Here is a 23,729-nt window from a genome sequence, read left to right as displayed (position 1 = left end):
GAACTCTATTGTATAAAAAGAAAAAGGAGCTTTTAACAGCTCCTTTTTTTTATATGGAAGTTTTAAAGGAATATTTTAATATCGATTCCAAATTCTCAGAATCAACCTGTTTGAAAGTTTCGTTCGGATTTGCCGCTGCAAATGTTGGGGGCTTTAATCCAAGTTCCTTTGCCTTTTGAATATAGTAAGGTGCTTTTTTGGGATGGTTCGGATTTACCGCATTGAACACTTTTCCGAAGGCATTCTGTTTTATTATTTCAATCAAAATTTGGATGCAATCGTCCCTGTGAATAAGATTCACAGCTGCATTGCCATCCGCCAAATCATTTCTGCCTGCTAAATATTTTGCAGGATTTCGATTGCCACCCATCAAGCCTCCAAAACGCACAATGGTGGTCTCAATTTCATCAGAGTTCATAAATAATTCTTCCACTTGCCGCAATTGTTTACCCGCAATGGTTGCCGGTTTTGGATCGTCCATTTCAGTCACTCTTCCCTGCAGATCATCGTAAACTGATGTACTGCTCACCAAAATTATTTTCGAAACATCGGACTCGGTTATAGCCATAAGTAAATGCGCCATTTTTAAAACGTAATCTGCGCCGGTGTTTTTGCGAAGGCCGGGTGGTATCATTATAATTAAATAATCCGTATTGTTAAGCAGCGATTTGTATTCACCAGCTATTCCGTTTTCAGATATTTCCACAGGATAGGCATCAAAACCGCTTTGTTGCAATAAGGTTGCCTTGTCCACTGTTGTGACGGAACCTTTAACAATATAACCCATAGATGCCAAACGATACGCCAATGGTTGGCCAAGCCAGCCCAAGCCAGCAATGGCGATAGTTTTATTCATTTTTTTGAGGAATTTGAGGATTGACTTCTAAAGTGTCTTGTTTTCTAATATTAAGCGAATCTAATGAAAAAGTTCGTTTTACGGCAACAGCATCAGTAATCACAAAAGGTTTGGGCATGGTGTATGCCGGTCTTCTTTTAACTTCAAAATGATTATTGCTCAATAAATCAAAGGAATATTCCATCACTTTAAAGGTTACGGGGGCGTCCTTTTGAACAGTGAAATACACCTTAAGAGAGTCATTTTTAGAGACATAATAATTTATGAGCGCATTATTTTTGGTGCCTCTATAGCCTTTAATCGTATCCAAACCTGAAGCATTCTTTCCATTAAATTCCAGATATTTAAAATTGGTTTCTTCTAAGTTGTATAGATCTATTTTGTTTACGCTTCTTTTCGGAACAATAGTAAACTTCACTTTTCTATATGGTTCAATTATGGTGTCCATTTCAAGGATAACTTCAAAATCTGGGATATTTATTTCCGGTGCAGCTTGGGCAAAACTAAAATTGGCTCCATATTTATTATAGGCGGCATCACCCAAAACATTGGAAGCGACCTCGGGATTCTTGTCCAAATAAAGCTGTGTCCATTCATCAATTTTTTTATCATAGGTCAGCCAATAGGTCTTGTTGGCATCCGCATCCTTGTAATAAACCAAACTATTAGGTTTTCTTCTTTCTTCTGAAAAATCACTTTTTGAATGGGCCCGAATGAAGCAGAAAATTGCCAACAGCAAACACAAAGCTGAAAGCAACCCCTTTTTCTTATAAAACCCAAAAACTGGCCAGAGTAGGGCAAAAAGTATAACCGCAAAAACACAACTAATCACCAACATCTTTAAGCCAAGCCCAACGGGAAAAAACTGAATTAGTGGGGCGCAAAGAAATAATGCAGGCGCTGCCAAAAGTGCCATCGCCAAAAGATTCGGTTTTTCCTGCCGAAGCATTATAAAAAAGGAAATTAATCCAAAAAATACCGGAACTATAAAGAAAGCCGCGCCCTTCAACACTACAAAAACAGCGGTATTCAGCAATAGCCAAAATACCAACGGTGCCACATAAAAGGATGGCTCGCTGAATTTTTTTGAAAATTTTTTGTAAATCCCAAAGGTAATGGCCAAGGATAGCAACACGAAAAAAGCAATGTACCAATGACCATTATAAGTGAATCCTTGATGAATTTCGACGTATTGCGGATACAGGGTAAGAAGCAATTTCCAACCAAAAAAACCAAATAGGCCACTAATAATAAGCGATAATAAAAAAGGAACAAAACCCAAAGCCATAGCTTTACCATTTAATTTACTTCGGTAAAGTCCATAAACAATTAGCGCCATCAATAACAATACGGCTAAAACCAGCATTGGCAAAATCCACGAAAATGGATAGCTTATCATTTTTAAGAGCGGAAAATTTACATACACATCGTCTGTTTCGGCCTTCAAATCTGAAAGATCAGCATTCGCAAAATAATGAAGCAGCGGAAGCAGATAACTTCCTTGATGGGCAAGACTGTTTCGGCTTAAATTTTCATAAGTGTCGTTGGCGGTGTGATAGTTGAAATGGCTGTCAATAAAGGCGAAGAAAAAACTGGGGATATCGCCATCTTCCCTAAAAACAGTGGAATCGGTATCGTTCGGCAACATTTTGTAAACGCTGTACATCAACGAGGACGCCACCGGAAAATCTGGGTTGGCGTTGATGAATTCCCTTACCAAATTTGCGTTCCCGCCATTGGTTTCGAGAATCATATTGCTGGGACCGCTGGTGCCACGTGCTTCAAAATTTAGAACCAATCCAACATTTTTTGCCCACGGATGTTCGTTCACAAATAGTTTTGCCCCGTCCAGCCCAATTTCTTCGGCATCGGAAAAGAGAATGATAATATCGTTTTTCGGTATTTTTTTGGATTCGCGAAAGGCGCGAACGCTTTCAAGAATGCTGACCAATCCACTTCCGGCATCACTCGCGCCAAAAGAAGGCACAAGGGCACTATCATAATGAGCGAGCAGCAATAGCGCTTTTCCATTACCTGAACCCTTTATGCGTCCTATAATATTGATAGGCTTCGTTAATGTTTTGGATTCGGGATTTATGCTGAAGCCTTCTTGAATATGTGGATTGAGGCCTAAATTTCGTAATTCCGATATTAAAAAATTTCTTACTTCTTCGTGCCCTTGCGAACCCAGATAATGCGGCCTTTTAGAAATTTCAATTAATGGCTTTAATGCTCTTTCAACGGAAAACTTTGTGGTAGGTACAGTTTCATCCTCATCATAATGGGGAGTCAAGCTGTGAAAACTGTAAAAAATTATAGCAACTATAACCAAGAGCGAAAGAATACCGCCGAATTTATTCATGGTTGGAAAGTTTAGGGGTTTAAAAATACAATATAAATTGAGTAATGCTAGGTGCTTTTTGAATATAGGAGAAAACATTTGCCAAGCCCTTAAATCCAAGAAGGTGGGAGGCCGAGGATTTTAATTTGATAAAAATGTTTATATTAGAAGTTCGCAAAAATTGGAAACTATGGGAATTAAAAGTTTTATTGGCAGAAGGGCGAAGCCCAAAAAAGGTTCTTCGGAAAAAATAAAGGTTTCAGATTATATGACCCGTAAACTTATAACCTTTAGGCCGGAACAGTCCATTTTGGAGGTTATGGAAGTACTCTTGCAAAAGAGAATTTCAGGTGGACCCGTTATAAATGAAAAAAATGAATTGGTCGGGATTATTTCCGAGGGGGACTGTATGAAACAACTCAGTGACTCCCGCTACCACAATCATCCCATGGAAGATGTAAAGGTGGAGCACCATATGATAAGGAACGTTGATACTATTGATGGGGATATGAACGTATTGGACGCTGCCAATAAATTTCTGGAATCAAAACACCGCCGTTTTCCTATATTGGAAAAAGGAAAATTGGTAGGGCAAATCAGTCAAAGTGACGTTTTGCGTGCTGCAATGAAGTTGAAGGGCCAAACCTGGTAGTTATTCCTTTGATTTTAATATTATTTCAATTCTTTTGTCGGGTATTAACCACATCAAGGCCACCAAAATATAAAGCGAACCTGCAACTAACGGACTGTAAAAGGCGAATAAGATTGCCACGCTATAAATAATTGGAGAAACCTTTCCTTTCAAATCCTTTCCCACAGCCTTTGCCAACAGTGAATCTTTTGCTTGCGTTGCTAAAATTCTATTCTGCAAAATAAAGTAAGCAATGGCAGCCATCAATAGTACTCCGCCGTACATTGCCATGGGCAGTTCAGCGAAATGGTTTTCGCCTATCCAACCAGTAACAAAAGGTATCAGAGAAAGCCAAAACAACAGATGTAAATTCGCCCAAAGCATCCCGCCACTCACCGTGTTGACGGTGTGCATCATGTGGTGGTGGTTGTTCCAATAAATCCCCACATAAATAAAACTTAGAATATAGCTGAGGAAAACAGGCAACACCGGCAAAAGCGATTCAATATCGGTGCCGTGTGGAATTTTTAGTTCCAAAACCATTATAGTAATAATAATGGCAAGAACACCATCACTAAATGCTTCCAATCTGTTACTGTTCATAATCATTAAATTTTTAGAGTATAGATTCTCGACAATAAATTTAAAACGAATAATGTCAAATATAGTTTTCGCTAACTAATAAAACTAAAATTCAATTTTCTTCATATCAAAAGCTTTGTTCTTATTACTTTCTCAAAACTACTAACAAAACTTTAACTTTTCATTAAAAACCGGTTCGCACCAATATTCGTAAATATTGATAATTAACCCATAAAAAACCCGCTATGAAAAAATTAAAACAGAACAATTTACAAACTTTGATCAATAATGATCGAAGAAGATTCCTTAAACTAAGTGGCGCGGCTATCGTTGGTTCCGGGCTTTTATTTATGACCGGATGTAGTGATGACGACGACGGCCCAGGTTTTGAACCAAATCCGGATGTATTTGATCTGGGTTCGGGAAATTTAGGAATTCTTAATTATGCCTACGCGCTTGAGCAGCTTGAGGCGGCTTTTTATACCAGGGTTCTTGACGGTGGATATTATGCAGGGGCGAACGCCAATGAAAAACAAATAATGTTGGATTTATATAACCACGAGGTCATTCACAGAGAATTTTTCAAAACAGCAATCAGCTCTGTTGTTGATGCAAGTCAGGTGCTCCCCACCCTAGAATTTGATTTCTCCTCCGTAAATTTTGATGATAGAGCTTCCGTACTTGGAATTTCAAAAGTTTTGGAAGATACCGGCGTAAGCGCTTATAACGGTGCTGGCCAGTTGATAAACGTGGGTGACGCTGCGGGTCTAACCTATTTAGGACTTGCGGGTAAAATTGTTTCGGTTGAGGCCAGACATGCCTCGGCAATTAGAGATTTATTAAATCCCGGTTCCATGGATTTCGCAGGTGACGATATTCTAGTCGGCCTCGGAGGTACGCAAAAAGCATATGACAAAGCACAACTTCCGCCCGAAATCTTGGCTGCAGTTATTGCAACCGGTTTTGTGGTAACCCCATTCACTGCCAACAATTTGCCGACTGAATAATTAATTATCAACTAAAAAACATAATCATGAATTTTATAAAAATCTTAGATATACTTTCGAATAAGGATCTTTTAAATGAAAAAGGATCCCGAAGAGATTCCTTTCAACAATTTAAAACTGTTGGAAAGGGAGTAGCCTTGGCCTCAATTCCTTTCGGATTGGCGGCCACAAGCTCAAAGACAAAAGCTGCAACCACTACTATGGCCGGTGCGGCATTTCAAGCCTCAAACATTGATGTATTGAATTTTGCACTTACGTTGGAATATTTGGAACAGGAATTTTATCAATTGGGTCTCGATAGCGGCGTGATTGACCCTGCAGATCAAACAGTTTTTAGCACCATTTCAAAACATGAGGATTCACATGTGCAATTTTTATTGGCCGCATTGGGTGATGATGCCATTGATAAACCAAATTTCGATTTTACGGGCACCCCCGGCGGATTGTCGCTCGACCCTTTCAACGATTATCCAACTTTTATGGCCCTTGCCCAAGGCTTTGAGGATACCGGAGTTCGCGCTTACAAAGGACAGGCCGGAGCACTTGCAAATGACAATACCTTATTGACCTATGCACTTCAAATCCATTCCGTGGAAGCACGGCATGCTTCACAGGTAAGAAGAATGAGAGGAGAAAAGGGCTGGATTACCCGTAATAATAACACATTACCCGATGCGTTTAGCGGAATTTACGCTGGGGAACAAAATCTCATCCAAGGTGGGGTAGATCTTGCCGGGTTGTTTGGAAGTGCCGGCGGAGATAATGCCGTAACTGAAGCGTTCGATGAGCCATTAACCATGGCTGAAGTTAATGCCATTGCCGGCGTTTTTATTGTGTCTTAAATCAAATTATTTCAATTATTATTTTACAAAATCCCGGTAAAGCCGGGATTTTTTTATTTCAATTGATAATATTTTCCATTTTCAAATCCTAAAAAGAATAAATTTTATACTTTGATTTCCAGACATTTATTTATTTACAAACGGTTACAAACAACTATAAACGAAAGTAAATAAGTAACTACCGATTAAAATTTAAAGCTGTAAGTAAGTTTGCCCTGTCGAATAATTTGAAGTTCGATAGTATCAATTGTTTAACAGTAAAATTTAGAAATCATGAGCACACTTAGAAACAAAGTACAGTTGATTGGAAACTTAGGAAAGGATCCTGAAATTACAAATCTTGATGGCGGGAGAAAACTTGCAAAGTTCAGCATCGCCACAAATGAAACCTACAAAAACCAAAAAGGTGAAAAGGTTACGGATACCCAATGGCACAATATCGTGGCCTGGGGGAAAACCGCAGAAATTATTGAAAATTATGTAACCAAAGGAAAAGAAGTGGCAGTGGAAGGAAAACTAACTTCGCGTTCCTATGATGACAAAGACGGAAATAAAAGATATATAACCGAGGTAGTATGCAATGAGCTAGTCATGCTGGGGAGTAAATAAATGACTGGCCAACCAAACCCCCGCTTTTGGCGGGGGTTTATTTTATTTATAGTTTGAATCGTTATTTTTACAAAAATGGAAACAACTACCCAGCACCCTATTTTCGATTTGCTTAAAACGCATTTCGGTTACGACCAATTTCTTCCAAACCAGGAAGAAATAATAAATAATGTATTAGACCAAAAAGACACCATTGCCATTATGCCCACAGGCGGTGGAAAATCGTTGTGTTATCAATTGCCAGCCTTGGCGTTGGATGGAACCGCGATTGTTATTTCACCACTCATCGCTTTAATGAAAGATCAAGTGGATGCATTGAAGGCCAACGGAATTTCAGCTGCATTTTTCAATAGTTCACAACCTTACGAGGCACAACAACAGATTTTAAAAAATCTTCAAAACGGGGAATTAAAACTTTTGTACGTCGCGCCCGAAAGCCTACCGCAATTGAATTTTATTCTGAATTCAATAAAAATCAGCCTTTTTGCCATTGATGAAGCGCATTGCATTTCCACTTGGGGACACGATTTTCGCCCTGCCTATACGCAACTGAAAAGTTTAAAAGAGCAATTTCCAAAGATTCCTTTAATCGCTTTGACGGCTACGGCAGATAGGGCCACCCGTGAAGATATTGCCAACCAACTTACAATTCCAAACGCAAAAATTTTCATTGCTTCCTTTGATCGCCCAAATTTATATTTGGATGTTCGCCCCGGACAAAACCGCAATAAACAGATACTTGATTTTCTAAAAAGACATCGCGACGAAAATGGAATCATTTATTGTCTGAGCCGAAAAAGCACGGAAAAACTTGCGGCGACCCTTTCCGCAAACGGATATAGAACTGAAGCCTATCACGCCGGATTGACTTCCGAAGAGCGAACCCAAATACAAGAAAATTTCCTCAATGATAGCACTCCTATAATCGTTGCTACTATTGCGTTTGGGATGGGGATTGACAAGAGCAATGTTCGCTGGGTGATCCATTATAATATGCCGAAAAATATTGACGGATATTATCAAGAAATTGGCCGAAGCGGTCGCGACGGTTCGCCGGCGGACACTATTCTCTTCTACAGTTTTGCCGATGTAATTATGCTTCGGAAATTTGCTGAAGGTTCCGAAACCGAAACTTATCAATTGGCGAAATTGGAACGTATGCAGCAATATGCCGAAGCATTGAGTTGCCGCCGAAAAGCCCTGCTTGGATATTTTGGCGAACACATAACCGAAGACTGCGGCAATTGTGACATCTGCAAAACCCCGCCCAAATATTTTGACGGCACACTAATCGCCCAAAAAGTTTGCTCTGCCGTAGCCCGATTACAGGAACAGGAAGCTTTGGGGATGGTGTTGGACGTGCTCCGCGGTTCGCAAAATGCGCAGGTTTTTGACAAAGGATATCAGCGTCTCAAAACCTTTGGCGCAGCGAAGGATATTCCGTGGCGGGACCTTCAACAATATGCTATCCAACTTTTAAACCAAGGCGTTTTGCAAATCTATTTTCACGAAAACGGCAGGCTACTGCTCACGCCACTTGCAAAAAAAGTTTTATTTGAAGAAAAAAAAGTAAGGCTTGCAAATCTACTTCAGGAAAAAGAACAGCCCGCTATAGAAAAAGTAAAAAGAAAACGGGCCGAACTTTTTCATAAACTTCGGCAACTTCGCTTAAAACTTGCACAGGAAATAAATAAGCCCGCATTTGTGGTTTTCAGCGATGCAACTCTGGAGGACATGGAACATAAACAACCGCGAACCCGAGAGGAGTTTGCAGCTATTTCGGGTGTTGGTGCAGCAAAGCTTGAAAAATATGCCGATGATTTTCTAAAAGTAATCAATCGGCATTTGGATAGCTTGGATACCAATATTCCCACTCACGAAAGAAGCTTTAGAATGTTTGTTGAAGAAAACTATTCCCCTTTAGAAATTGCTGAAAAACGTGGACTTTCCGAAGATTCAGTTTATGGGCATTTCATCAAAATGCATCAATTGGGAAGTGATTTCGACTTTTCACAATTCATTACTTCCGAAGAAATTCAGCAAGTAAAAAAGGCCGAAAAAACCCTTGAGAAACCGGAAGCGCTCAAACCCTATTTCGAATATTTTGACGGGAAAATTCCGTATTGGAAAATTAAATTGGGACTTTATCTTTAATTTTTAATCGTCGGTATTGATATCAAGCTGCAGTTTTTGAAGTCGCTGCAACCGTATTGCTTCCGAAAGATCAAATGACGGGCAACGCTTGCAACGTTTGTGTTCTCCTTTTTTCAGATATTTTTCGCAGCATTCGGTTTTAAAGTGTTTCTTCTTTTCCGACTTTTCTTTTTTATTTTTACTCATTGAGAATTTGGCAGCTTTTTAAATAGTGCATTAAACCCCAATTTCTTCGAATAAAAAGTAATTCGAATTCCGAATAAGAGAATTACCCCACCCAAAATCATCTGCAAACTTATTTCTTCCCCAATAAAAAGCCACGCCAAAATAGCTGTCAAAACGGCTTGTCCCAACAAACTAACGGAAACCCTCGTTGCCCGCATGTGTTTGGTTGCATACCCCAAAAGCAGCCACGCCAATAATTGGCAAACAACGCCTTGAATAACCAAAACAATCCACCCCATATCGCTAAAACCCGAAAAAGGTTCCCCAAGAAAATAACTCAAAATCGCTAAAAAGAAAGCCGAAGAAAGGGTGCTAACTGTTATAAATGGAAGCACCTCAACATCGTAAAGCACGTATTTGCTCAACAGCATATAAATAGCGTAAAAAATACCCGAAAGTATTGCAAACACAAAGGCGAGGTCGAAATCCAATTCCATAAAAAAGTGAAAACCTACTAGCATAATCATTCCAAAAATGGCAATTGCAGTACCAATCCAAAAATTAAGAGTAGGTTTATTTTTTAAAAATAAAAACGCGCCAACCCCAACCCAAACGGGTGAAAGGTTGGTAAGTAATGTTGCTTGCGTAGCTGTAGATTCCTGAATTGATATATTCCAAACAGCAACATCACCCGCGAAAATGGCACCGCACAAAATTGTGAGCAGTAAGATTTTTAAAGATGGAATTTTCAGTTTTCCAGCCAAAACTGTGAATGGAACCAGCAACGCCGCCGCAATCGCCATTCTATAAAATGCCGAAATAACACCCGGCGACAAGTTGAGTTTTACTAAAATTGGGAAAATGGAAATACAAATTATTCCAATGACAAGGGCAATTCTGGGCTTTGTCATAAAACTGAAATTGAGCAGATTAAAATAAAACCGCGAAATTAGGCTTTAATAATCGTTGGCCGATTACAAATTGCAACATTTGGAAATAATTAACGTGCGCTACAGTTTATGAAGCTTCAGTTGAATACGCTTCCGAGGTACATCCACGTCCAAAACTTTTACAACAATTTGTTGATGAAGATGCACGTACTCATTAACATCTGAAACAAACGAATCGGAAAGATTTGAAACGTGAATCAATCCACTTTCCTTAATTCCAATATCCACAAAAGCGCCAAAATTGGTAATATTATTGACAATGCCGGGCAGCAGTTGGCCTTCCTGTAAATCAGCAATGGTTTTGATATTTTGATTGAATGTGAAAACTTTAGCGGCTTCGCGAATGTCCAATCCCGGTTTTTCCAATTCCTTTAAAATATCCTGTAAAGTTGGAAGCCCAATCTTTTCCGAAATGTAATTTTCCAGATTTATTTTTTGAAGAAGTGGTTTATTTCCAATCAATTCCGAAACTTTTACTTTTTCATCCTTAGCCATTTTTGAAACAACCGCATAACTTTCCGGATGCACCGAAGAATCGTCAAGCGGATTTTCACCGTTTTTAATTCTTAAAAATCCAGCTGCCTGTTCAAAAGCCTTTCCACCCAAACGTGGGACTTTTTTTATTGCTTCCCGTGAAGAAAAAGCACCGTTTTCCTCGCGATAGTTTACGACATTTTCAGCCAATTTTGGACCGATTCCGGAAACATAACTCAACAGCGGAACGCTTGCGGTATTTATATTTACGCCCACGGAATTCACACACAATTCCACCGAAGTGTCCAGCGAACTTTTCAATTTCGTTTGATCAACATCGTGCTGATATTGCCCAACACCGATGGATTTTGCATCAATTTTTACCAATTCCGCCAACGGATCCTGCAAACGGCGACCGATGGAAACCGCGCCACGAACGGTAACATCATAATTTGGGAATTCATCGCGTGCAATTTTTGAAGCCGAATAAATAGATGCGCCAGCCTCGCTGACCACAAAAACCTGAATTGAATTTTTAAACTGGATTCGTTTTATAAACTGTTCCGTTTCGCGGGAAGCCGTTCCGTTTCCAATCGCAATAGCCTCAATTTTATGGGCATCGGCGAGCGAACTTATTTTTTTCATCGCCCCTTTCGTATCGTTTTTTGGGGCGTGCGGATAAATGGTTTCATTGTGTTGCAAATTTCCTTGGGCATCGAGGCAAACAACTTTGCAACCGCTTCTAAAACCTGGGTCAATTGCCAAAACGCGCTTTTCGCCCAATGGCGAACCAAGCAAAAGCTGTTTCAAATTTTTTGCGAAAACATGTATTGCGGTCTCATCAGCTTTCTCCTTTGCTGCGGAAAGTGTTTCATTTGAAAGGGCCGGAAACAAAAGACGTTTGTAACTATCTTCAATAGCAAGTTTTATTTGTGTTGAAGCGGAATCGAATGATTTTATGATGCGTTCTTCAATTTTAAAAAGAGCTTTTTCATCATCAATTTCAATCTTTTGGCGAATAAATCCCTCCGTAGTTGCCCGAAGAATTGCCAATAATCTATGCGAAGGAATTTTATTCAATGCCTCATTCCAATCAAAATAATCCCGGAATTTCTGTGCTTTTTCGTCGTCTTCGAACTTTTTTACAACCTTAGTTGAAATCATGGCAAAACGCTCCAATTGATTTCGCAGCATATTTCGGATATCGGTGCGTTCGTTGATCCAATCGGCAATAATGTGGCGCGCGCCTTCCAAAGCTTCCTCTTCGGAATTCACGTCGCCTTTGATATATTTTGAAGCAAGTGAAGATATTTCTGAACTGGACATACTTCGGGACTGCGCCATAATAATTTTCGCCAATGGTTCCAAACCGTTTTCACGAGCTGTATCTGCCTTTGTTTTTCGCTTCTTTTTGTACGGCAAATACAAATCTTCCAAAGCGAATAAATCGGTAGTTTCCTCAATTTTTTTCCGTAGTTCCGACGTCAAAACTTCCTGCTCTTCCAAAGATTTTAGAATGGTAATTTTCCGCTTTTCCAAGGCTTCGAATTGCTCTTTGAATTTTACGATTTCACCAATTTGAACCTCATCCAGATTTCCCGTCAATTCCTTCCGATAGCGGGAAATGAAAGGAATGGTGCAGTCTTCATTCAAAAGTTTCACCGTGTTTTCAACACTTTTTTGGGGGAGTTGGGTTTGGGCGGTTATGTATTTTAAAATAGCATCCATTGGCAGAAAAATTAAATCCCTCGATTTTGCAAAATTTGCTCAAACTCGAAGGATTTATAATTATAAAAAAGAATTAATTTATCGTCACCCCATTTTCAACCCCATCAGTATCCGGATTCACAAAAACAAGTTTCCCGTCGGCATTTTCAGTCATCAAAATCATTCCCTGACTTTCCACGCCCCGAAGCGCCCGCGGCGCAAGATTTGCCAAAACGGTTACTTTTTTGCCGATAATTTCCTCAGGTTTGAAACTTTCGGCGATGCCCGAAACTATGGTACGAATGTCAATTCCCGTATCAATTTTTAACACCAAAAGTTTATCGGCTTTCGGCATTTTTTCAGCTTCCAAAATTGTTCCCACGCGCATATCAAGTTTTGCAAAATCGTCGTATTGAATGGTTTCTTTCTGCGGAGTTAATTGCGAGGCTTCCGCCGAAGCAATCTGCTCTTTATTTTCTGTATTATCCATTTTAGTTTGTTTCAATTTATTCAATTGGTTTTCAATTTGTTCATCCTCAATTTTGCTGAAAAGCAATTCCGCGGTATTTACTTTATGTCCGGGTTTCAGCAATTCGGATTTTGAAGAAGCGTCGTTCCAAGAAAGCGCTTCGACAAGCTCAGCGTGACCGAGCATTTGCTTTAGCTTTTGACTTGTAAAAGGCAAAAACGGTTCGCTTAAAATAGCCAAAGCTGAAGCGATCTGCAATGCAACATACATCACAGTTTTGGTGCGCGCTTCATCGGTTTTAATTGTTTTCCACGGTTCTTCGTCGGCTAAATATTTGTTTCCCAAACGGGCGACGTTCATTAATTCTGCCTGCGCTTCACGGAAACGGTAACGCTCCAATGAACTTGCGATTACGGCCGGATATGCTTTCAATTCGCTTAAAACCTGTTCATCAATTTCTGAAAAAGTTGCTGGTTCGGGAATAATTCCTTCGTAATATTTAGCGGTCAAAACCATTACTCGGTTTATGAAATTTCCGAAAATTGCTACCAATTCATTATTATTCCGGGCTTGAAAATCTGCCCACGTAAAATCGTTATCCTTTGTTTCCGGTGCGTTTGCCGTTAGCGCGTAACGCAAAACGTCTTGCTGGTTTGGAAAATCCTCCAAATATTCGTGTAACCACACCGCCCAATTTTTGCTTGTTGAAATTTTATTTCCTTCAAGATTTAAAAATTCGTTTGCGGGAACGTTGTTCGGCAGTATATAGCTTCCCTCCGCTTTCAACATCGCCGGAAAAATAATGCAATGGAAAACAATGTTGTCCTTTCCAATAAAATGAAGGAGTTTGGTGTTTTCGTCCTTCCAATAATCCTCCCAATTTTTACCTTCTCGCTCCGCCCATTCCTTAGTTGAAGAGATATAACCGATGGGCGCATCAAACCACACGTAAAGCACTTTTCCGTCCGCACCTTTTACGGGTACGGGAATGCCCCAATCCAAATCGCGGGTAACGGCGCGTGGCCGTAAACCATCGTCAATCCAGCTTTTGCATTGGCCGAGCACATTGGTTTTCCAATCTTTTTTATGGTCAACGAGAATCCATTCCCTTAAAAAATCTTCGTACCGATCCAATGGCAAAAACCAATGTTTTGTTTCTTTCATCACAGGTTTATTCCCAGAAATCACGCTACGGGGGTTTATCAAATCGGTTGCGTTTAAACTGGACCCACATTTTTCACATTGGTCACCATAAGCTTCCTCAAAACCACATTTTGGACACGTTCCCACAACAAAACGATCGGCTAAAAATTGATTGGCTTCTTCATCAAACAACTGCTCGGTGACTTCTTCAATAAACTGACCGGCATCGTACATTTTCTTGAAAAATTCGGAAGCCGTTTTATGATGAATTTCGGCCGAAGTGCGCGAATAATTATCAAAGGAAATCCCGAAATCCTCAAAACTTTTTTTGATGATCGCGTGATATTTATCGACCACTTCCTGGGGTGAAATTCCTTCCTTTTTTGCCTTCAATGTAATGGCAACGCCGTGTTCATCGCTTCCGCAGATAAAGGCAACATCTGTGTTTTGAAGTCGTTGGTAACGCGCATAAATATCTGCCGGCACGTAAACACCCGCTAAATGGCCAATGTGAACCGGGCCGTTTGTGTAGGGCAATGCGGCGGTAATAGTATATCTTTCGGGTGAATTCATAATAGAATTTTAAAGCGCAAAGGTACTGTTTTCAGAAAGAAATTTTTAAATCGGGTTTCGGTAAAGAGCGAAGATTTATATCTTTAAAAAAAATAAAAATTATGAGAGTAAATTCACTTTTAATTTTGCTGGTTCTCAGTGTTTTTTCGAGCTGTAACGATCAAATGAAAAAGATAACGGAGCCAGGTTCCGAAGTTGAAAATGTAGAGAACGAAACTTCCGAAGATCTTGAAAAAGAGGAATTCCCAACCATTGAAAAAATAGCCCAACTCGCCAATAGCGGGCATCTTTCCGACGAATTTTCAAATTCGGAGATTGAAATGGAAATCGCTTCAATCAATGAAGGAATGGACCGCGTGAAAGTAATTTGGCTAAACCGAAATACCCAAAATGAGGTTCGAATTGATTTTATGCCAAAGGATTCCACTAAAGTTTTTCGTGTTGCGGTGGAAGGAAAAGCAAATAAATTTCATTCCGAAACGGGAGTAAAATTAGGAATGACGATAGATGAGCTGAATTCAGCAAACAGAAAACCTGTGGATTTTTATGGTTTTGAGTGGGATTTTAGTGGTGCCGTAAAATTTAATAATGGACAATTGGAAAACGAAAAAATCCGCGTTTATGTAAAAACCGATAAAAATTACGGCAATCAATTTATAGGTGACACGCCCCACACTTTCGAGGAAGCAAAAGCAGCAAAACTGGAGCTTTACGTTCACAAAATAATTTTTGAACCATCAAAATCCACCAAACTTTGATTGCTCCCGAATATTTAAAAAAAGGTGATTTGGTGGGTGTCGTCTCCACAGCGCGAAAAATTTCAAAAGAAGAAATTGAAGGTGGGCTTCAATTATTGGAAAAATGGGGTTTAAAATATGTATTGGGAAAAACCATCGGCGCTGAGGAAAATCAATTTGCGGGAAGTGACGTTGTGCGGGCGAAAGATTTTCAACAAATGATGGATAATCCAAAAATAAAGGCCATTTGGTGCGCCAAAGGGGGTTACGGAACCGTACGGATTTTGGACAAATTGAATTTTTCAGCATTTAAAAAAACCCCGAAATGGGTTATCGGTTATAGCGACGTAACAGCGCTGCATTCACACATTCACACTTTGGAGATTGAAACTTTGCACGCACAAATCCTGCAAAATCTTGAAAATAAATCAGAGGAAACTTCAGCTTCAATTAAAGGAATTCTATTTGGAAACAGTTACGAAATCGAGGTTGCAAACAATGAAATATTAAATAGGCCGGGAACCGGAAAAGGCCATTTGGTGGGCGGAAATCTGTCACTTTTATATTCACTTTGCGGAAGTAATTCTGCGATTAAAACAGATGACAAAATTCTATTTATTGAAGATTTAGACGAATATCTGTACCACATTGATAGAATGATGATGAATTTGAAACGCAACGGAATGCTGAAAAATCTCGCAGGCTTGATTGTGGGTGGGATGACGGATATGCACGACAGTAAAATTCCTTTCGGAAAAACTGCGGAAGAGATTGTTTTCGAAATAGTTTCAGAATATAATTACCCCGTTTGTTTCAACTTTCCCGCGGGACATATTGACGATAATAGGGCTTTAATTTTCGGAAGAAAAATTGAATTAGATATAACAGAAAACAAAATTGCTTTAAGCTTTAAGCCGTAAGCTTTTCACTTTTTGAAAAATGGCAAGTCATAACGAACTCGGGAAAATTGGGGAAGAAATAGCAGAACAATATTTGCTGCGAAACGGCTATAAAATACTTCGCAGAAATTTCTTTTTCGATAAGGCAGAGATCGATATCATCGCCCAAAAAGAAGAAAATACAATTGTAATGGTAGAGGTAAAAACCCGAAACAGTGCGTTTTTCGGCGATCCGCAAGAATTTGTAACTAAGAATAAAATCAAGCTTTTGGTGAAAGCCGCCAATGAATATATTGTTTCAAACGAACTGAATGTTGAAGTTCGATTCGATATTATTTCCGTTTTAAAAAATCAAAAAATGGAAAAGCTGGAGCATTTCGAAAATGCCTTCTATCATTTTTAGGCAGTTTCCTTTTTCGCTAATTCCCCAATTTTATAAAGGAGAATAATTTGTAAAAATACAGCGGGAATTAAAAACATAAGTCCCAACCAAGCCATAAAAACCAGGATAAAAAACACGCCGCACACGATTTCCAATCCCCCCGCAACTTTGGCGATTACACCCATTGGTTTGTCCAATCTTAAAATTGCAAAACCGAAAATAAAGCTTCCAATCCCGCAGAAAATAGATTGCGTTACTAAAACGTATTCGGTGTAAAATGGCTCAAAATAAAGCGAAAGCATATCATACCCATAAAATAAAATAGTCGTTCCGATTAAAAAGAACGCACCGATTTTCAGTAAATAATTATTGAATATTTTCCCGCTTAAAACAAATCCCCATAAAAAATAAATATAACTCAGCATCACAATAAATTTCATACTGATGTAGGCACCATTCGAAATTATAAGTTCATTTTCATAGAATCGGGCATAATCCACAGCAAATTCCACAAAACCTGAAAGGAAATAAATGATTCCGCAAATCCACGCAAGTTTTATATAAAATGCGGAGAATGCCATTTCCTTTAAATTGAAATTTGCAAAAGGATTGGCTTCTGTTTCTTTCAGATTTGCTAAATCTTCGCCCAACGCATCCAAAATGGTTTTCAACGTAAAACTGCGCGGGGTCACTTCCCCCGCTTCAATCCGCTGAATGGTTCGCACATTTATATTGCACTGCTCCACAAGTTCCTCCTGCGTAAAGCCTTTTTGCTTTCTGAGTTCCAAAATTTTTCGGCCGAGTTCCGGTTGTTTCATTTTTATAAAAATTTATGAAGCAATAGTACGATGGCAGTAAATATAGTGCAATATTTTGGAGGGAATTTCACCCGACATTTGCCCGACATTTATTGATTTTAAAGGAATTGCTTTATTTTCGAAGAATTGTAAATTTACTTTTAGGATTCATATTTGTTGGAAAAACTCGATACACTTTTACGTTATCCACGTCAATTTTATATAGAATAACGAAAGGAAATTTTTTGACAGGAACTTGTCTAAAATCTTTATAAACCAATTGAAAAAGAAAAGGATTTTCTGCCAAGAAATTGAATGTTTTCTTTATTTCGAAAAGAAATGAAGCGCTTATTTTTTCTGAAATTTTTGAATACCAATCATATCCTTCAGCGATGTCAAACTTAGCATCTTATTCTGTCAAAATACGATAGATACTCATTAAGAGCGATGTTTCACATAATTTTCAACTTCTTCCCAAGTGTGAAAAAGAGCTTTTCCTTCATTTTCTTTTTCTGATGCCAAATCCAAAGCTTGTTTCTGAATTTCAGACAAATCATTTGAATTTTTAAACCAATTTTCTGGAAGAAGTGATGCAAGTTGTGCCCTTTCAGAAATAGTCAATTCCTGAAAAGCCTCGGCAAGTTGTTCAACAGTAAAATTATTTGTTGTGGACATAACTCAAATATACAAAATGAAATGCTTTTTTATTCCGAAAAAGGTTCCAAAGCCCGAAGCGCTTTTTCCACGGAAGAAATGCCTTCAAAAGTCAATAACAACCGCAGGCCGTTGCGGGTCTGCTTCTCCTTCATCGTTACTTTTTGTGGGTGGGTTTGTACGTATTGAAGTACTTTTATAAAAGCGGGACTCTGATAAAAAGCACTCTGTTGATCCGCTACAAAATAGCCGACCAACTTTTTCTGCTTCATTACCACGCGTTCCAAGCCCATTGAAATTGCAATCCATTTTATGCGGACGCTGTTCAGCAAATCTTCTGCCTGTTTTGGCATTTCGCCGAAACGATCGAGCAATTCCCTTTCAAATTTTTGAAGTTCGGCTTCATTTTTTAACTCGTTCAGTTTGGTGTACAGATTGAGCCTTTCCGTAATATTGTTCACATAATCATCGGGGAAAAGCAATTCGAAATCGGTGTCGATTGTCATTTCCTTTACAAAATTTTTCTTCGGACCTTCAGTTTCTTCGTATAGATTTTTGAACTCTTTGTCTTTTAATTCCTCAATAGCTTCCGCGAGAATTTTTTGATAGGTTTCAAAACCGATTTCGTTTATGAATCCGCTCTGTTCGCCGCCCAGCAAATCGCCCGCACCGCGGATTTCCAAATCCTTCATCGCAATATTTATCCCGCTGCCCAGTTCTGAAAACTGTTCCAATGCGGTAATCCGTTTTCGAGCTTCATCCGTCATTGCGGAATAATCGGGAGTTATGAAATAACAGAACGCTTTTTTATTGCTTCGGCCTACACGACCGCGCATTTGGTGCAAATCTGAAAGTCCAAAATTATTGGCGTTGTTGATGAATATCGTATTCGCATTCGGCACGTCGAGACCGCTTTCAATAATGGTTGTGGAAACCAAAACGTCGAATTCATTATTCATAAACCGAAGCATCAAATCTTCCAATTTTTTTCCGTCCATTTGGCCGTGACCGATACCAATTTTCGCATCAGGTACCAAACGCTGAATCATGCCGGCGACTTCCTTTATGTTCTCAATTCTATTGTGAACAAAGAAAACCTGTCCGCCGCGCGAAATTTCATAACGAATTGCATCCCGAATACTTTCTTCCCCGAAACGAATCACATGCGTTTCCACCGGATAACGATTTGGCGGCGGCGTTGTGATAACCGAAAGATCGCGCGCAGCCATCAAACTAAACTGCAACGTACGCGGAATGGGCGTCGCCGTTAGCGTGAGCGTATCCACATTTTCTTTGATTGTCTTTAATTTATCTTTTACGGCCACTCCAAATTTCTGTTCTTCGTCAATTATCAAAAGACCCAAATCCTTAAATTCAACCGATTTATTGACCAATTGATGCGTGCCAATAACAATATCGAGTTTGCCATTTTTCAATTCTTCCAAAACGGTTTTTCGCTCCTTTGTGTTTCGAAAACGGTTGAGATAATCAACTTTTACGGGCATTTCCGAAAGTCGTTCGGTAAAAGTTTTAAAATGTTGAAATGCCAAAATTGTTGTCGGCACCAAAACAGCTACCTGTTTTCCATTGTCCACCGCTTTAAAAGCAGCTCGAATTGCAACCTCCGTCTTTCCAAAACCTACGTCGCCGCAGACCAAACGGTCCATGGGACGCTCGTTTTCCATATCTTTTTTTACATCTTCCGTTGCGGTGCTTTGATCCGGCGTGTCTTCGTAAATGAAGGAAGATTCCAATTCTGCTTGCAAATAACTGTCCGGATCGAAAGCAAAACCTTTCAGCGTGCGGCGTTTGGCGTACAATTCAATTAAATTGAAAGCAATTTCCTTTACTCTCGTCTTGGTTTTTTGCTTTAATTTTTTCCATGCATCGCTGCCCAATTTGTAGATTTTGGGCTCTTTTCCGTCCTTGCCGTTGAATTTTGAAATCTTGTGAAGCGAATGGATGCTGAGGTACAAAATATCGCGGTCGCCATAAAAAAGTTTGATGGCTTCCTGCATTTTTCCTTCTACATCAATCTTTTGCAAACCACCAAATTTCCCAATTCCGTGGTCAATGTGCGTTACGTAATCGCCCACTTCAAGATTGGTAATTTCCTTTAAAGTGATCGCCTGTTTTTTGGCATAACCATTTTTCAATTGAAATTTATGGTATCGTTCAAAAATTTGATGATCAGTGTAGCAAACAAGTTTTAAATCGTCATCAATAAACCCTTGAAATAGCGGAAATACAATGGTTTCAAACTGTTCCACATTTTGTTGCGCATCCTCAAAAATATCATGAAAACGTTTTGCCTGCTGTGCGCTGCTGCAGAAAATATAGTTTTTATAGCCTTTTTTTGAATTATCATTCAAGTTTTCAATCAGTAAATTGAATTGTTTGTTGAAAGACGGCTGCGGTTTGGTTGTAAAAGAAAGCCCACCCCCGGCCCCTTCCGAAGGGAGGGGAGTTTTTGTGGGGTTATTCTTTAATTGAACTTTTGTAAAATCTTTCAATTGCTCTTTCAACAACTCCGAAGAACAGAACAACTCCGAAGGCTTTGCTCGCTTTATTTCTGAATCAATTGCATTGAAAGCTTCAGTTGCTTTTTTGAAAAGATTGTCGATCGCGCTGCTGAAAAGTTCTTCATTTTTAAGAAAAACCACAGTTTTGGAATTGATATATTTCAGAAAACTTTCGCGGTTTTCATCGACCATTTTGTTTTCAACATTCGGAATAATGGCGATTTTTTTTACCTGTTCCAACGAAAGCTGGGTTTCTACGTCGAAGGTGCGAATACTGTCAACCTCATCGCCGAAAAATTCAATTCGATAAGGTTCATCATTGCTGAAACTGAACACATCCAAGATTCCCCCACGCACTGAAAATTCGCCCGGTTCGGTAACGAAATCAGTTCTTTTGAAATGATATTCAAACAAAACCTCATTTACAAAATCGATTGAAAGTTGATCGTTCACCTTTATTTTCAAAGTGTTTCGCTCCAATTCCTTTCGCGTGACCACTTTTTCAAAAAGTGCTTCCGGATACGTAACAATTAGCGCCGGTTTTTTTCGGGAATTTATTCGGTTTAAAACCTCGCTTCGCAACAAAACATTCGCGTTGTCGGTCTCTTCAATTTGATACGGGCGGCGGTAACTTCCCGGATAGAAAAGCACATTTTGATCGCCCAATAAATTTTCGAGATCGTTTAAATGATAGGCGGCTTCTTCTTTGTCATTCAAAATTAAAAGAAAAGGCAATTCCGAATTGGTAAAAACCTCAGCCAAAACCAACGAAACCGAAGACCCAACAAGGCCTGAAACAGTAATATTTGGTTGCGATTGGGCAATAGTTTCCCCCAGTTTTCGCGCTTGCGAAGACTGTGAATAAAGTGAAGTAACGAGTGTTTTGCTCATCGAGCGGCAAAGATAATACGCAGATTTAATTTTCAAACCGCAAAACTTAACTTTATCATTTTACTAACATAGAAACCCTATTGCTTTAGGTACTTTTAAAACTTTGGTTTAATCAAAAGTTACCGGCCTTCGCGGATATTGTTATGGCAATAAAAGAGTATGATGTTTTCGTAATTGGAACCGGAACTGCCGGTAAAAGTGTGGCGTACGATTGTGCGGCGGAAGGAATGAAAGTGGCGATTGCGGACAACCAGAAATTTGGCGGAACCTGCGCCCTTCGAGGTTGCGACCCGAAAAAAGTGATGTACGGAATTACGGAGGCAATGCAACTTTCGCAGAATTTAAAGGGAAAAGGAATTGTTTCAGTTCCCGAAATAAGTTGGAAAGATCTTCAAAAATTTAAATCGACTTTTACGGATGCGATACCGTTTTCAACAGAAAAAAAATTGAAGGATGCCGGTATCGAAATGTACCATCAATCCCCTAAATTTTTGGATGAAAATACACTTTCCGTGGAGGGAAAAACGGTGAAGGCGAAGAAAATCGTGATCGCCACCGGCCACAAATCAATGGAGTTGAAAATACCGGGAAGGGAACATTTAAGAATAAGCGATGATTTTTTGGAAATGGAAGAACTGCCCGAAACCATCGTATTTGTTGGCGGTGGATATATCGGGATGGAGTTTGCACACATCGCAGCGCGCTGCGGAGCAAATGTTACCGTGATTGAAACGGAGCCAAGACCGCTGGGGCAATTTGATGCGGATATTGTTTCGCACCTCACAAAAGTTTCGGAGGATTTGGGTATAAATTTTATTTTCAACGCTATGGTGTCCGAGGTTGAAAAACTTCAGAAAAACTATCGGGTTTCCTTTCAGAAAAATTCAAAAACAGAAAGCGTTACGGCTCGAATGGTTTTCAACACCACAGGCCGTGTGCCCTCAATCGACGAATTAGATTTGGAAAAGGGAAATGTTGCCTTTGAAAAAAAGGGAGTTTCCGTAAATGAATTTCTGCAAAATACAACCAATAAAAATGTCTACGCCTGTGGTGATGTTTCGGCGAGTGGTGCGTTGCCATTAACGCCTACTTCTTCACAGGAAGCGCGGATTGTTTCACAAAATATCAGAAATGGAAATCATACAAAACTCAATTTTCCGCCAATTCCTTCCGTGGTTTTTACCATTCCACAGCTTGCTTCCATTGGCTTGACCGAGGAAGAGGCGAAGGAAAAAGGATACGATTTTGTGGTGGAATATAAAAGCGTGCCCCATTGGTTCAACGCAAAACGGATGAATGCGGAAGTGTATGCCTATAAAACCTTGGTGGACAAAAAACGAAATATCATTTTGGGCGCACACATAATTGCTCCCGCAGCGGGCGAAATGATCAATCTTTTCGTCCTTGCAATGTGCGGAAAACTAACTACGGAAAATTTAAAAGCAATGATTTTTGCGTACCCAACCTGGGGAAATGACATTAAAGGAATGGTTTAAATTGCGGGGAACGAAACAATTTTAAACTATTTTTTTCCTAAATACTCCTTGCATTTATTCACTGGGCTTGTGGCCATATTTTTAAATGCGTGATATCCGCTACTGATGAACAATACTGCTGCCACGGCGATTGCTGCATATGACACACTTCGGCTTACATCCCAATCTGCCACTGCAATTGCAACCAAAGCCCAAGTGCCAACCAAGGCAAATTCGCGCATATTTCTGCGCCATGTTACCACCATATTTATAATTCCGGCAATGATAATCATGGTTATCGCCCACGAACTTTCGCTATAGCCCCAAGCGTCCCACCCAATGTTCTTAAGATATGCTGAGACGTTGGTAATACTGGCCACCGTAATCCATCCGCTATAAAAAACGAAAGGCCACCAAAGAAATGCGATTACTGAAATGGGCGCATCCCAAAGTTCCATTCGGTTTTTTAATACGATTCTCAAAAGTGAAAAAAGCAGAACGAAAATTGCAAGGATTGAAAATTCAATGTATCCATAAATCCAAAATATAACCCACATAATATTCGCAAAACAGGAAAGCGCAAACCACCACCCAGTTTGCAGGATAAAGGCGTCATCGCGCACTTTTGTGAATAGACTTCGGCTTTGGTAAACAATGAAACCAAGCAGCAACAAATAAATGAATCCCCAAATTGAAAAGGCATACCCGGCCGGCGTGAAAAGATTTTTCATGGAATCTGAAACTTCACCTATGGTAGTCCCGTTTATTACGCCACTGCTGGCGGCATAGTTCACAACAATCATGGTTATGAACATAATTATATTGGCTATTTGAAGTGTTTTTTTCATAATGGAAGCCATCTCTTTAAA

The 23,729-nt window shown here is 39.5% G+C and carries 21 protein-coding genes; 9 read left to right on the top strand and 12 right to left on the bottom strand.

Annotation, left to right across the window (positions count from 1 at the left end; genetic code table 11):
* Window positions 1-49: 49 nt before the first annotated feature.
* Together QRD02_RS02140 and QRD02_RS02135 are read right to left on the bottom strand one after the other, a co-directional pair.
* Window positions 50-856, bottom strand: a complete 807-nt coding sequence (locus tag QRD02_RS02140; RefSeq protein WP_290253251.1) for an NAD(P)H-binding protein — start codon at window positions 854-856, stop codon at window positions 50-52.
* Window positions 849-3,218, bottom strand: coding sequence for a M28 family peptidase (locus QRD02_RS02135; RefSeq protein WP_290253250.1), 2,370 nt, complete (start codon window positions 3,216-3,218; stop codon window positions 849-851). The genes QRD02_RS02140 and QRD02_RS02135 overlap by 8 nt, the downstream gene beginning before the upstream one ends.
* Window positions 3,219-3,387: 169 nt before the next feature.
* On the opposite strand from QRD02_RS02135, the gene QRD02_RS02130 reads away from it, so the two are divergent.
* Window positions 3,388-3,849, top strand: a complete 462-nt coding sequence (locus QRD02_RS02130; RefSeq protein WP_290253249.1) for a CBS domain-containing protein — start codon at window positions 3,388-3,390, stop codon at window positions 3,847-3,849.
* Here the strand turns inward: QRD02_RS02130 and QRD02_RS02125 are convergent, their stop codons facing one another.
* The gene (locus tag QRD02_RS02125) at window positions 3,850-4,431 is read right to left on the bottom strand and encodes a TMEM175 family protein (RefSeq protein WP_290253248.1); all 582 of its coding nucleotides are present in this window, start codon (window positions 4,429-4,431) and stop codon (window positions 3,850-3,852) included.
* Window positions 4,432-4,655: 224 nt separating this feature from the next.
* On the opposite strand from QRD02_RS02125, the gene QRD02_RS02120 reads away from it, so the two are divergent.
* The 4 genes from QRD02_RS02120 to recQ all read left to right on the top strand — a co-directional run bounded on the left by QRD02_RS02120 (window position 4,656) and on the right by recQ (window position 9,022).
* Window positions 4,656-5,417: a ferritin-like domain-containing protein gene (locus QRD02_RS02120; protein ID WP_290253247.1), complete on the top strand. Its 762-nt coding sequence runs from the start codon at window positions 4,656-4,658 to the stop codon at window positions 5,415-5,417.
* Window positions 5,418-5,443: 26 nt separating this feature from the next.
* Complete coding sequence (locus QRD02_RS02115; protein WP_290253246.1) at window positions 5,444-6,259, top strand: ferritin-like domain-containing protein; 816 nt, start codon at window positions 5,444-5,446, stop codon at window positions 6,257-6,259.
* 273 nt (window positions 6,260-6,532) lie between these two features.
* Window positions 6,533-6,868: a single-stranded DNA-binding protein gene (locus tag QRD02_RS02110; protein WP_290253245.1), complete on the top strand. Its 336-nt coding sequence runs from the start codon at window positions 6,533-6,535 to the stop codon at window positions 6,866-6,868.
* Between the two features lie 75 nt (window positions 6,869-6,943).
* On the top strand, window positions 6,944-9,022 hold the full coding sequence (gene recQ / locus QRD02_RS02105) for a DNA helicase RecQ (RefSeq protein WP_290253244.1): 2,079 nt from the start codon (window positions 6,944-6,946) through the stop codon (window positions 9,020-9,022).
* 3 nt (window positions 9,023-9,025) lie between these two features.
* On the opposite strand, the gene QRD02_RS02100 is transcribed toward recQ, so the two are convergent.
* From QRD02_RS02100 to metG, 4 genes are all read right to left on the bottom strand, one after another.
* Window positions 9,026-9,208: a hypothetical protein gene (locus QRD02_RS02100; protein WP_290253243.1), complete on the bottom strand. Its 183-nt coding sequence runs from the start codon at window positions 9,206-9,208 to the stop codon at window positions 9,026-9,028.
* Window positions 9,205-10,098 carry a DMT family transporter gene (locus QRD02_RS02095; RefSeq protein WP_290253242.1) on the bottom strand — a complete coding sequence of 298 codons (894 nt, stop codon included), beginning with the start codon at window positions 10,096-10,098 and terminating at the stop codon, window positions 9,205-9,207. Before QRD02_RS02095 ends, QRD02_RS02100 begins: the two co-directional genes overlap by 4 nt.
* Window positions 10,099-10,197: 99 nt before the next feature.
* Entirely contained in the window at window positions 10,198-12,339 is a 2,142-nt protein-coding gene (locus tag QRD02_RS02090) for a Tex family protein (RefSeq protein WP_290253241.1), read from the bottom strand.
* Between the two features lie 73 nt (window positions 12,340-12,412).
* Window positions 12,413-14,503, bottom strand: coding sequence for a methionine--tRNA ligase (gene metG / locus QRD02_RS02085; protein WP_290253240.1), 2,091 nt, complete (start codon window positions 14,501-14,503; stop codon window positions 12,413-12,415).
* 164 nt (window positions 14,504-14,667) lie between these two features.
* On the opposite strand from metG, the gene QRD02_RS02080 reads away from it, so the two are divergent.
* From QRD02_RS02080 to QRD02_RS02070, 3 genes are read left to right on the top strand one after another with little or no spacing between them, the layout of a single operon-like run.
* Entirely contained in the window at window positions 14,668-15,261 is a 594-nt protein-coding gene (locus tag QRD02_RS02080; RefSeq protein ID WP_290253239.1) for a hypothetical protein, read from the top strand.
* Window positions 15,258-16,160, top strand: a complete 903-nt coding sequence (locus tag QRD02_RS02075) for a S66 peptidase family protein (RefSeq protein WP_290253238.1) — start codon at window positions 15,258-15,260, stop codon at window positions 16,158-16,160. The genes QRD02_RS02080 and QRD02_RS02075 overlap by 4 nt, the downstream gene beginning before the upstream one ends.
* Window positions 16,161-16,179: 19 nt before the next feature.
* The gene (locus QRD02_RS02070; RefSeq protein ID WP_290253237.1) at window positions 16,180-16,542 is read left to right on the top strand and encodes a YraN family protein; all 363 of its coding nucleotides are present in this window, start codon (window positions 16,180-16,182) and stop codon (window positions 16,540-16,542) included.
* Here the strand turns inward: QRD02_RS02070 and QRD02_RS02065 are convergent.
* The 4 genes from QRD02_RS02065 to mfd form a co-directional block, all read right to left on the bottom strand.
* Window positions 16,539-17,339: a helix-turn-helix domain-containing protein gene (locus tag QRD02_RS02065; RefSeq protein WP_290253236.1), complete on the bottom strand. Its 801-nt coding sequence runs from the start codon at window positions 17,337-17,339 to the stop codon at window positions 16,539-16,541. The two genes, QRD02_RS02070 and QRD02_RS02065, sit on opposite strands and share 4 nt — an antisense overlap.
* A 112-nt stretch (window positions 17,340-17,451) precedes the next feature.
* Window positions 17,452-17,712, bottom strand: coding sequence for a type II toxin-antitoxin system RelE/ParE family toxin (locus tag QRD02_RS14395; protein ID WP_353959563.1), 261 nt, complete (start codon window positions 17,710-17,712; stop codon window positions 17,452-17,454).
* A 44-nt stretch (window positions 17,713-17,756) separates the two neighbouring features.
* On the bottom strand, window positions 17,757-17,993 hold the full coding sequence (locus tag QRD02_RS02060) for a hypothetical protein (RefSeq protein ID WP_290253235.1): 237 nt from the start codon (window positions 17,991-17,993) through the stop codon (window positions 17,757-17,759).
* Between the two features lie 29 nt (window positions 17,994-18,022).
* Entirely contained in the window at window positions 18,023-21,385 is a 3,363-nt protein-coding gene (gene mfd / locus QRD02_RS02055; RefSeq protein ID WP_290253234.1) for a transcription-repair coupling factor, read from the bottom strand.
* 143 nt (window positions 21,386-21,528) lie between these two features.
* Between mfd and QRD02_RS02050 the strand changes: the two genes are divergently transcribed.
* Window positions 21,529-22,881, top strand: coding sequence for a dihydrolipoyl dehydrogenase family protein (locus QRD02_RS02050; protein ID WP_290253233.1), 1,353 nt, complete (start codon window positions 21,529-21,531; stop codon window positions 22,879-22,881).
* Window positions 22,882-22,907: 26 nt separating this feature from the next.
* Here QRD02_RS02050 and QRD02_RS02045 read toward each other — a convergent pair whose 3' ends face one another.
* A complete protein-coding gene (locus QRD02_RS02045) occupies window positions 22,908-23,708 on the bottom strand; it encodes a TspO-related membrane protein (RefSeq protein WP_290253232.1) in 801 nt (266 codons plus the stop codon).
* Window positions 23,709-23,729: the final 21 nt, after the last annotated feature.

Source organism: Aequorivita aurantiaca, assembly GCF_030410135.1.
Classification (GTDB): Bacteria; Bacteroidota; Bacteroidia; order Flavobacteriales; family Flavobacteriaceae; genus Aequorivita; species Aequorivita aurantiaca.
This window is presented reverse-complemented; position numbering and strand designations above follow the sequence as displayed.

Coding starts and splice junctions, on each gene's coding strand:
- QRD02_RS02045 (WP_290253232.1), bottom strand. CDS start 23,708: ATGAAAAAAACACTTCAAATAGCCAATATAATTATGTTCATAACCATG.
- QRD02_RS02110 (WP_290253245.1), top strand. CDS start 6,533: ATGAGCACACTTAGAAACAAAGTACAGTTGATTGGAAACTTAGGAAAG.
- QRD02_RS02100 (WP_290253243.1), bottom strand. CDS start 9,208: ATGAGTAAAAATAAAAAAGAAAAGTCGGAAAAGAAGAAACACTTTAAA.
- QRD02_RS02135 (WP_290253250.1), bottom strand. CDS start 3,218: ATGAATAAATTCGGCGGTATTCTTTCGCTCTTGGTTATAGTTGCTATA.
- QRD02_RS02115 (WP_290253246.1), top strand. CDS start 5,444: ATGAATTTTATAAAAATCTTAGATATACTTTCGAATAAGGATCTTTTA.
- QRD02_RS02060 (WP_290253235.1), bottom strand. CDS start 17,993: ATGTCCACAACAAATAATTTTACTGTTGAACAACTTGCCGAGGCTTTT.
- QRD02_RS02140 (WP_290253251.1), bottom strand. CDS start 856: ATGAATAAAACTATCGCCATTGCTGGCTTGGGCTGGCTTGGCCAACCA.
- QRD02_RS02070 (WP_290253237.1), top strand. CDS start 16,180: ATGGCAAGTCATAACGAACTCGGGAAAATTGGGGAAGAAATAGCAGAA.
- mfd (WP_290253234.1), bottom strand. CDS start 21,385: ATGAGCAAAACACTCGTTACTTCACTTTATTCACAGTCTTCGCAAGCG.
- QRD02_RS02090 (WP_290253241.1), bottom strand. CDS start 12,339: ATGGATGCTATTTTAAAATACATAACCGCCCAAACCCAACTCCCCCAA.
- metG (WP_290253240.1), bottom strand. CDS start 14,503: ATGAATTCACCCGAAAGATATACTATTACCGCCGCATTGCCCTACACA.
- QRD02_RS02050 (WP_290253233.1), top strand. CDS start 21,529: ATGGCAATAAAAGAGTATGATGTTTTCGTAATTGGAACCGGAACTGCC.
- QRD02_RS02125 (WP_290253248.1), bottom strand. CDS start 4,431: ATGAACAGTAACAGATTGGAAGCATTTAGTGATGGTGTTCTTGCCATT.
- QRD02_RS02065 (WP_290253236.1), bottom strand. CDS start 17,339: ATGAAACAACCGGAACTCGGCCGAAAAATTTTGGAACTCAGAAAGCAA.
- QRD02_RS02095 (WP_290253242.1), bottom strand. CDS start 10,098: ATGACAAAGCCCAGAATTGCCCTTGTCATTGGAATAATTTGTATTTCC.
- QRD02_RS02080 (WP_290253239.1), top strand. CDS start 14,668: ATGAAAAAGATAACGGAGCCAGGTTCCGAAGTTGAAAATGTAGAGAAC.
- QRD02_RS02120 (WP_290253247.1), top strand. CDS start 4,656: ATGAAAAAATTAAAACAGAACAATTTACAAACTTTGATCAATAATGAT.
- recQ (WP_290253244.1), top strand. CDS start 6,944: ATGGAAACAACTACCCAGCACCCTATTTTCGATTTGCTTAAAACGCAT.
- QRD02_RS02130 (WP_290253249.1), top strand. CDS start 3,388: ATGGGAATTAAAAGTTTTATTGGCAGAAGGGCGAAGCCCAAAAAAGGT.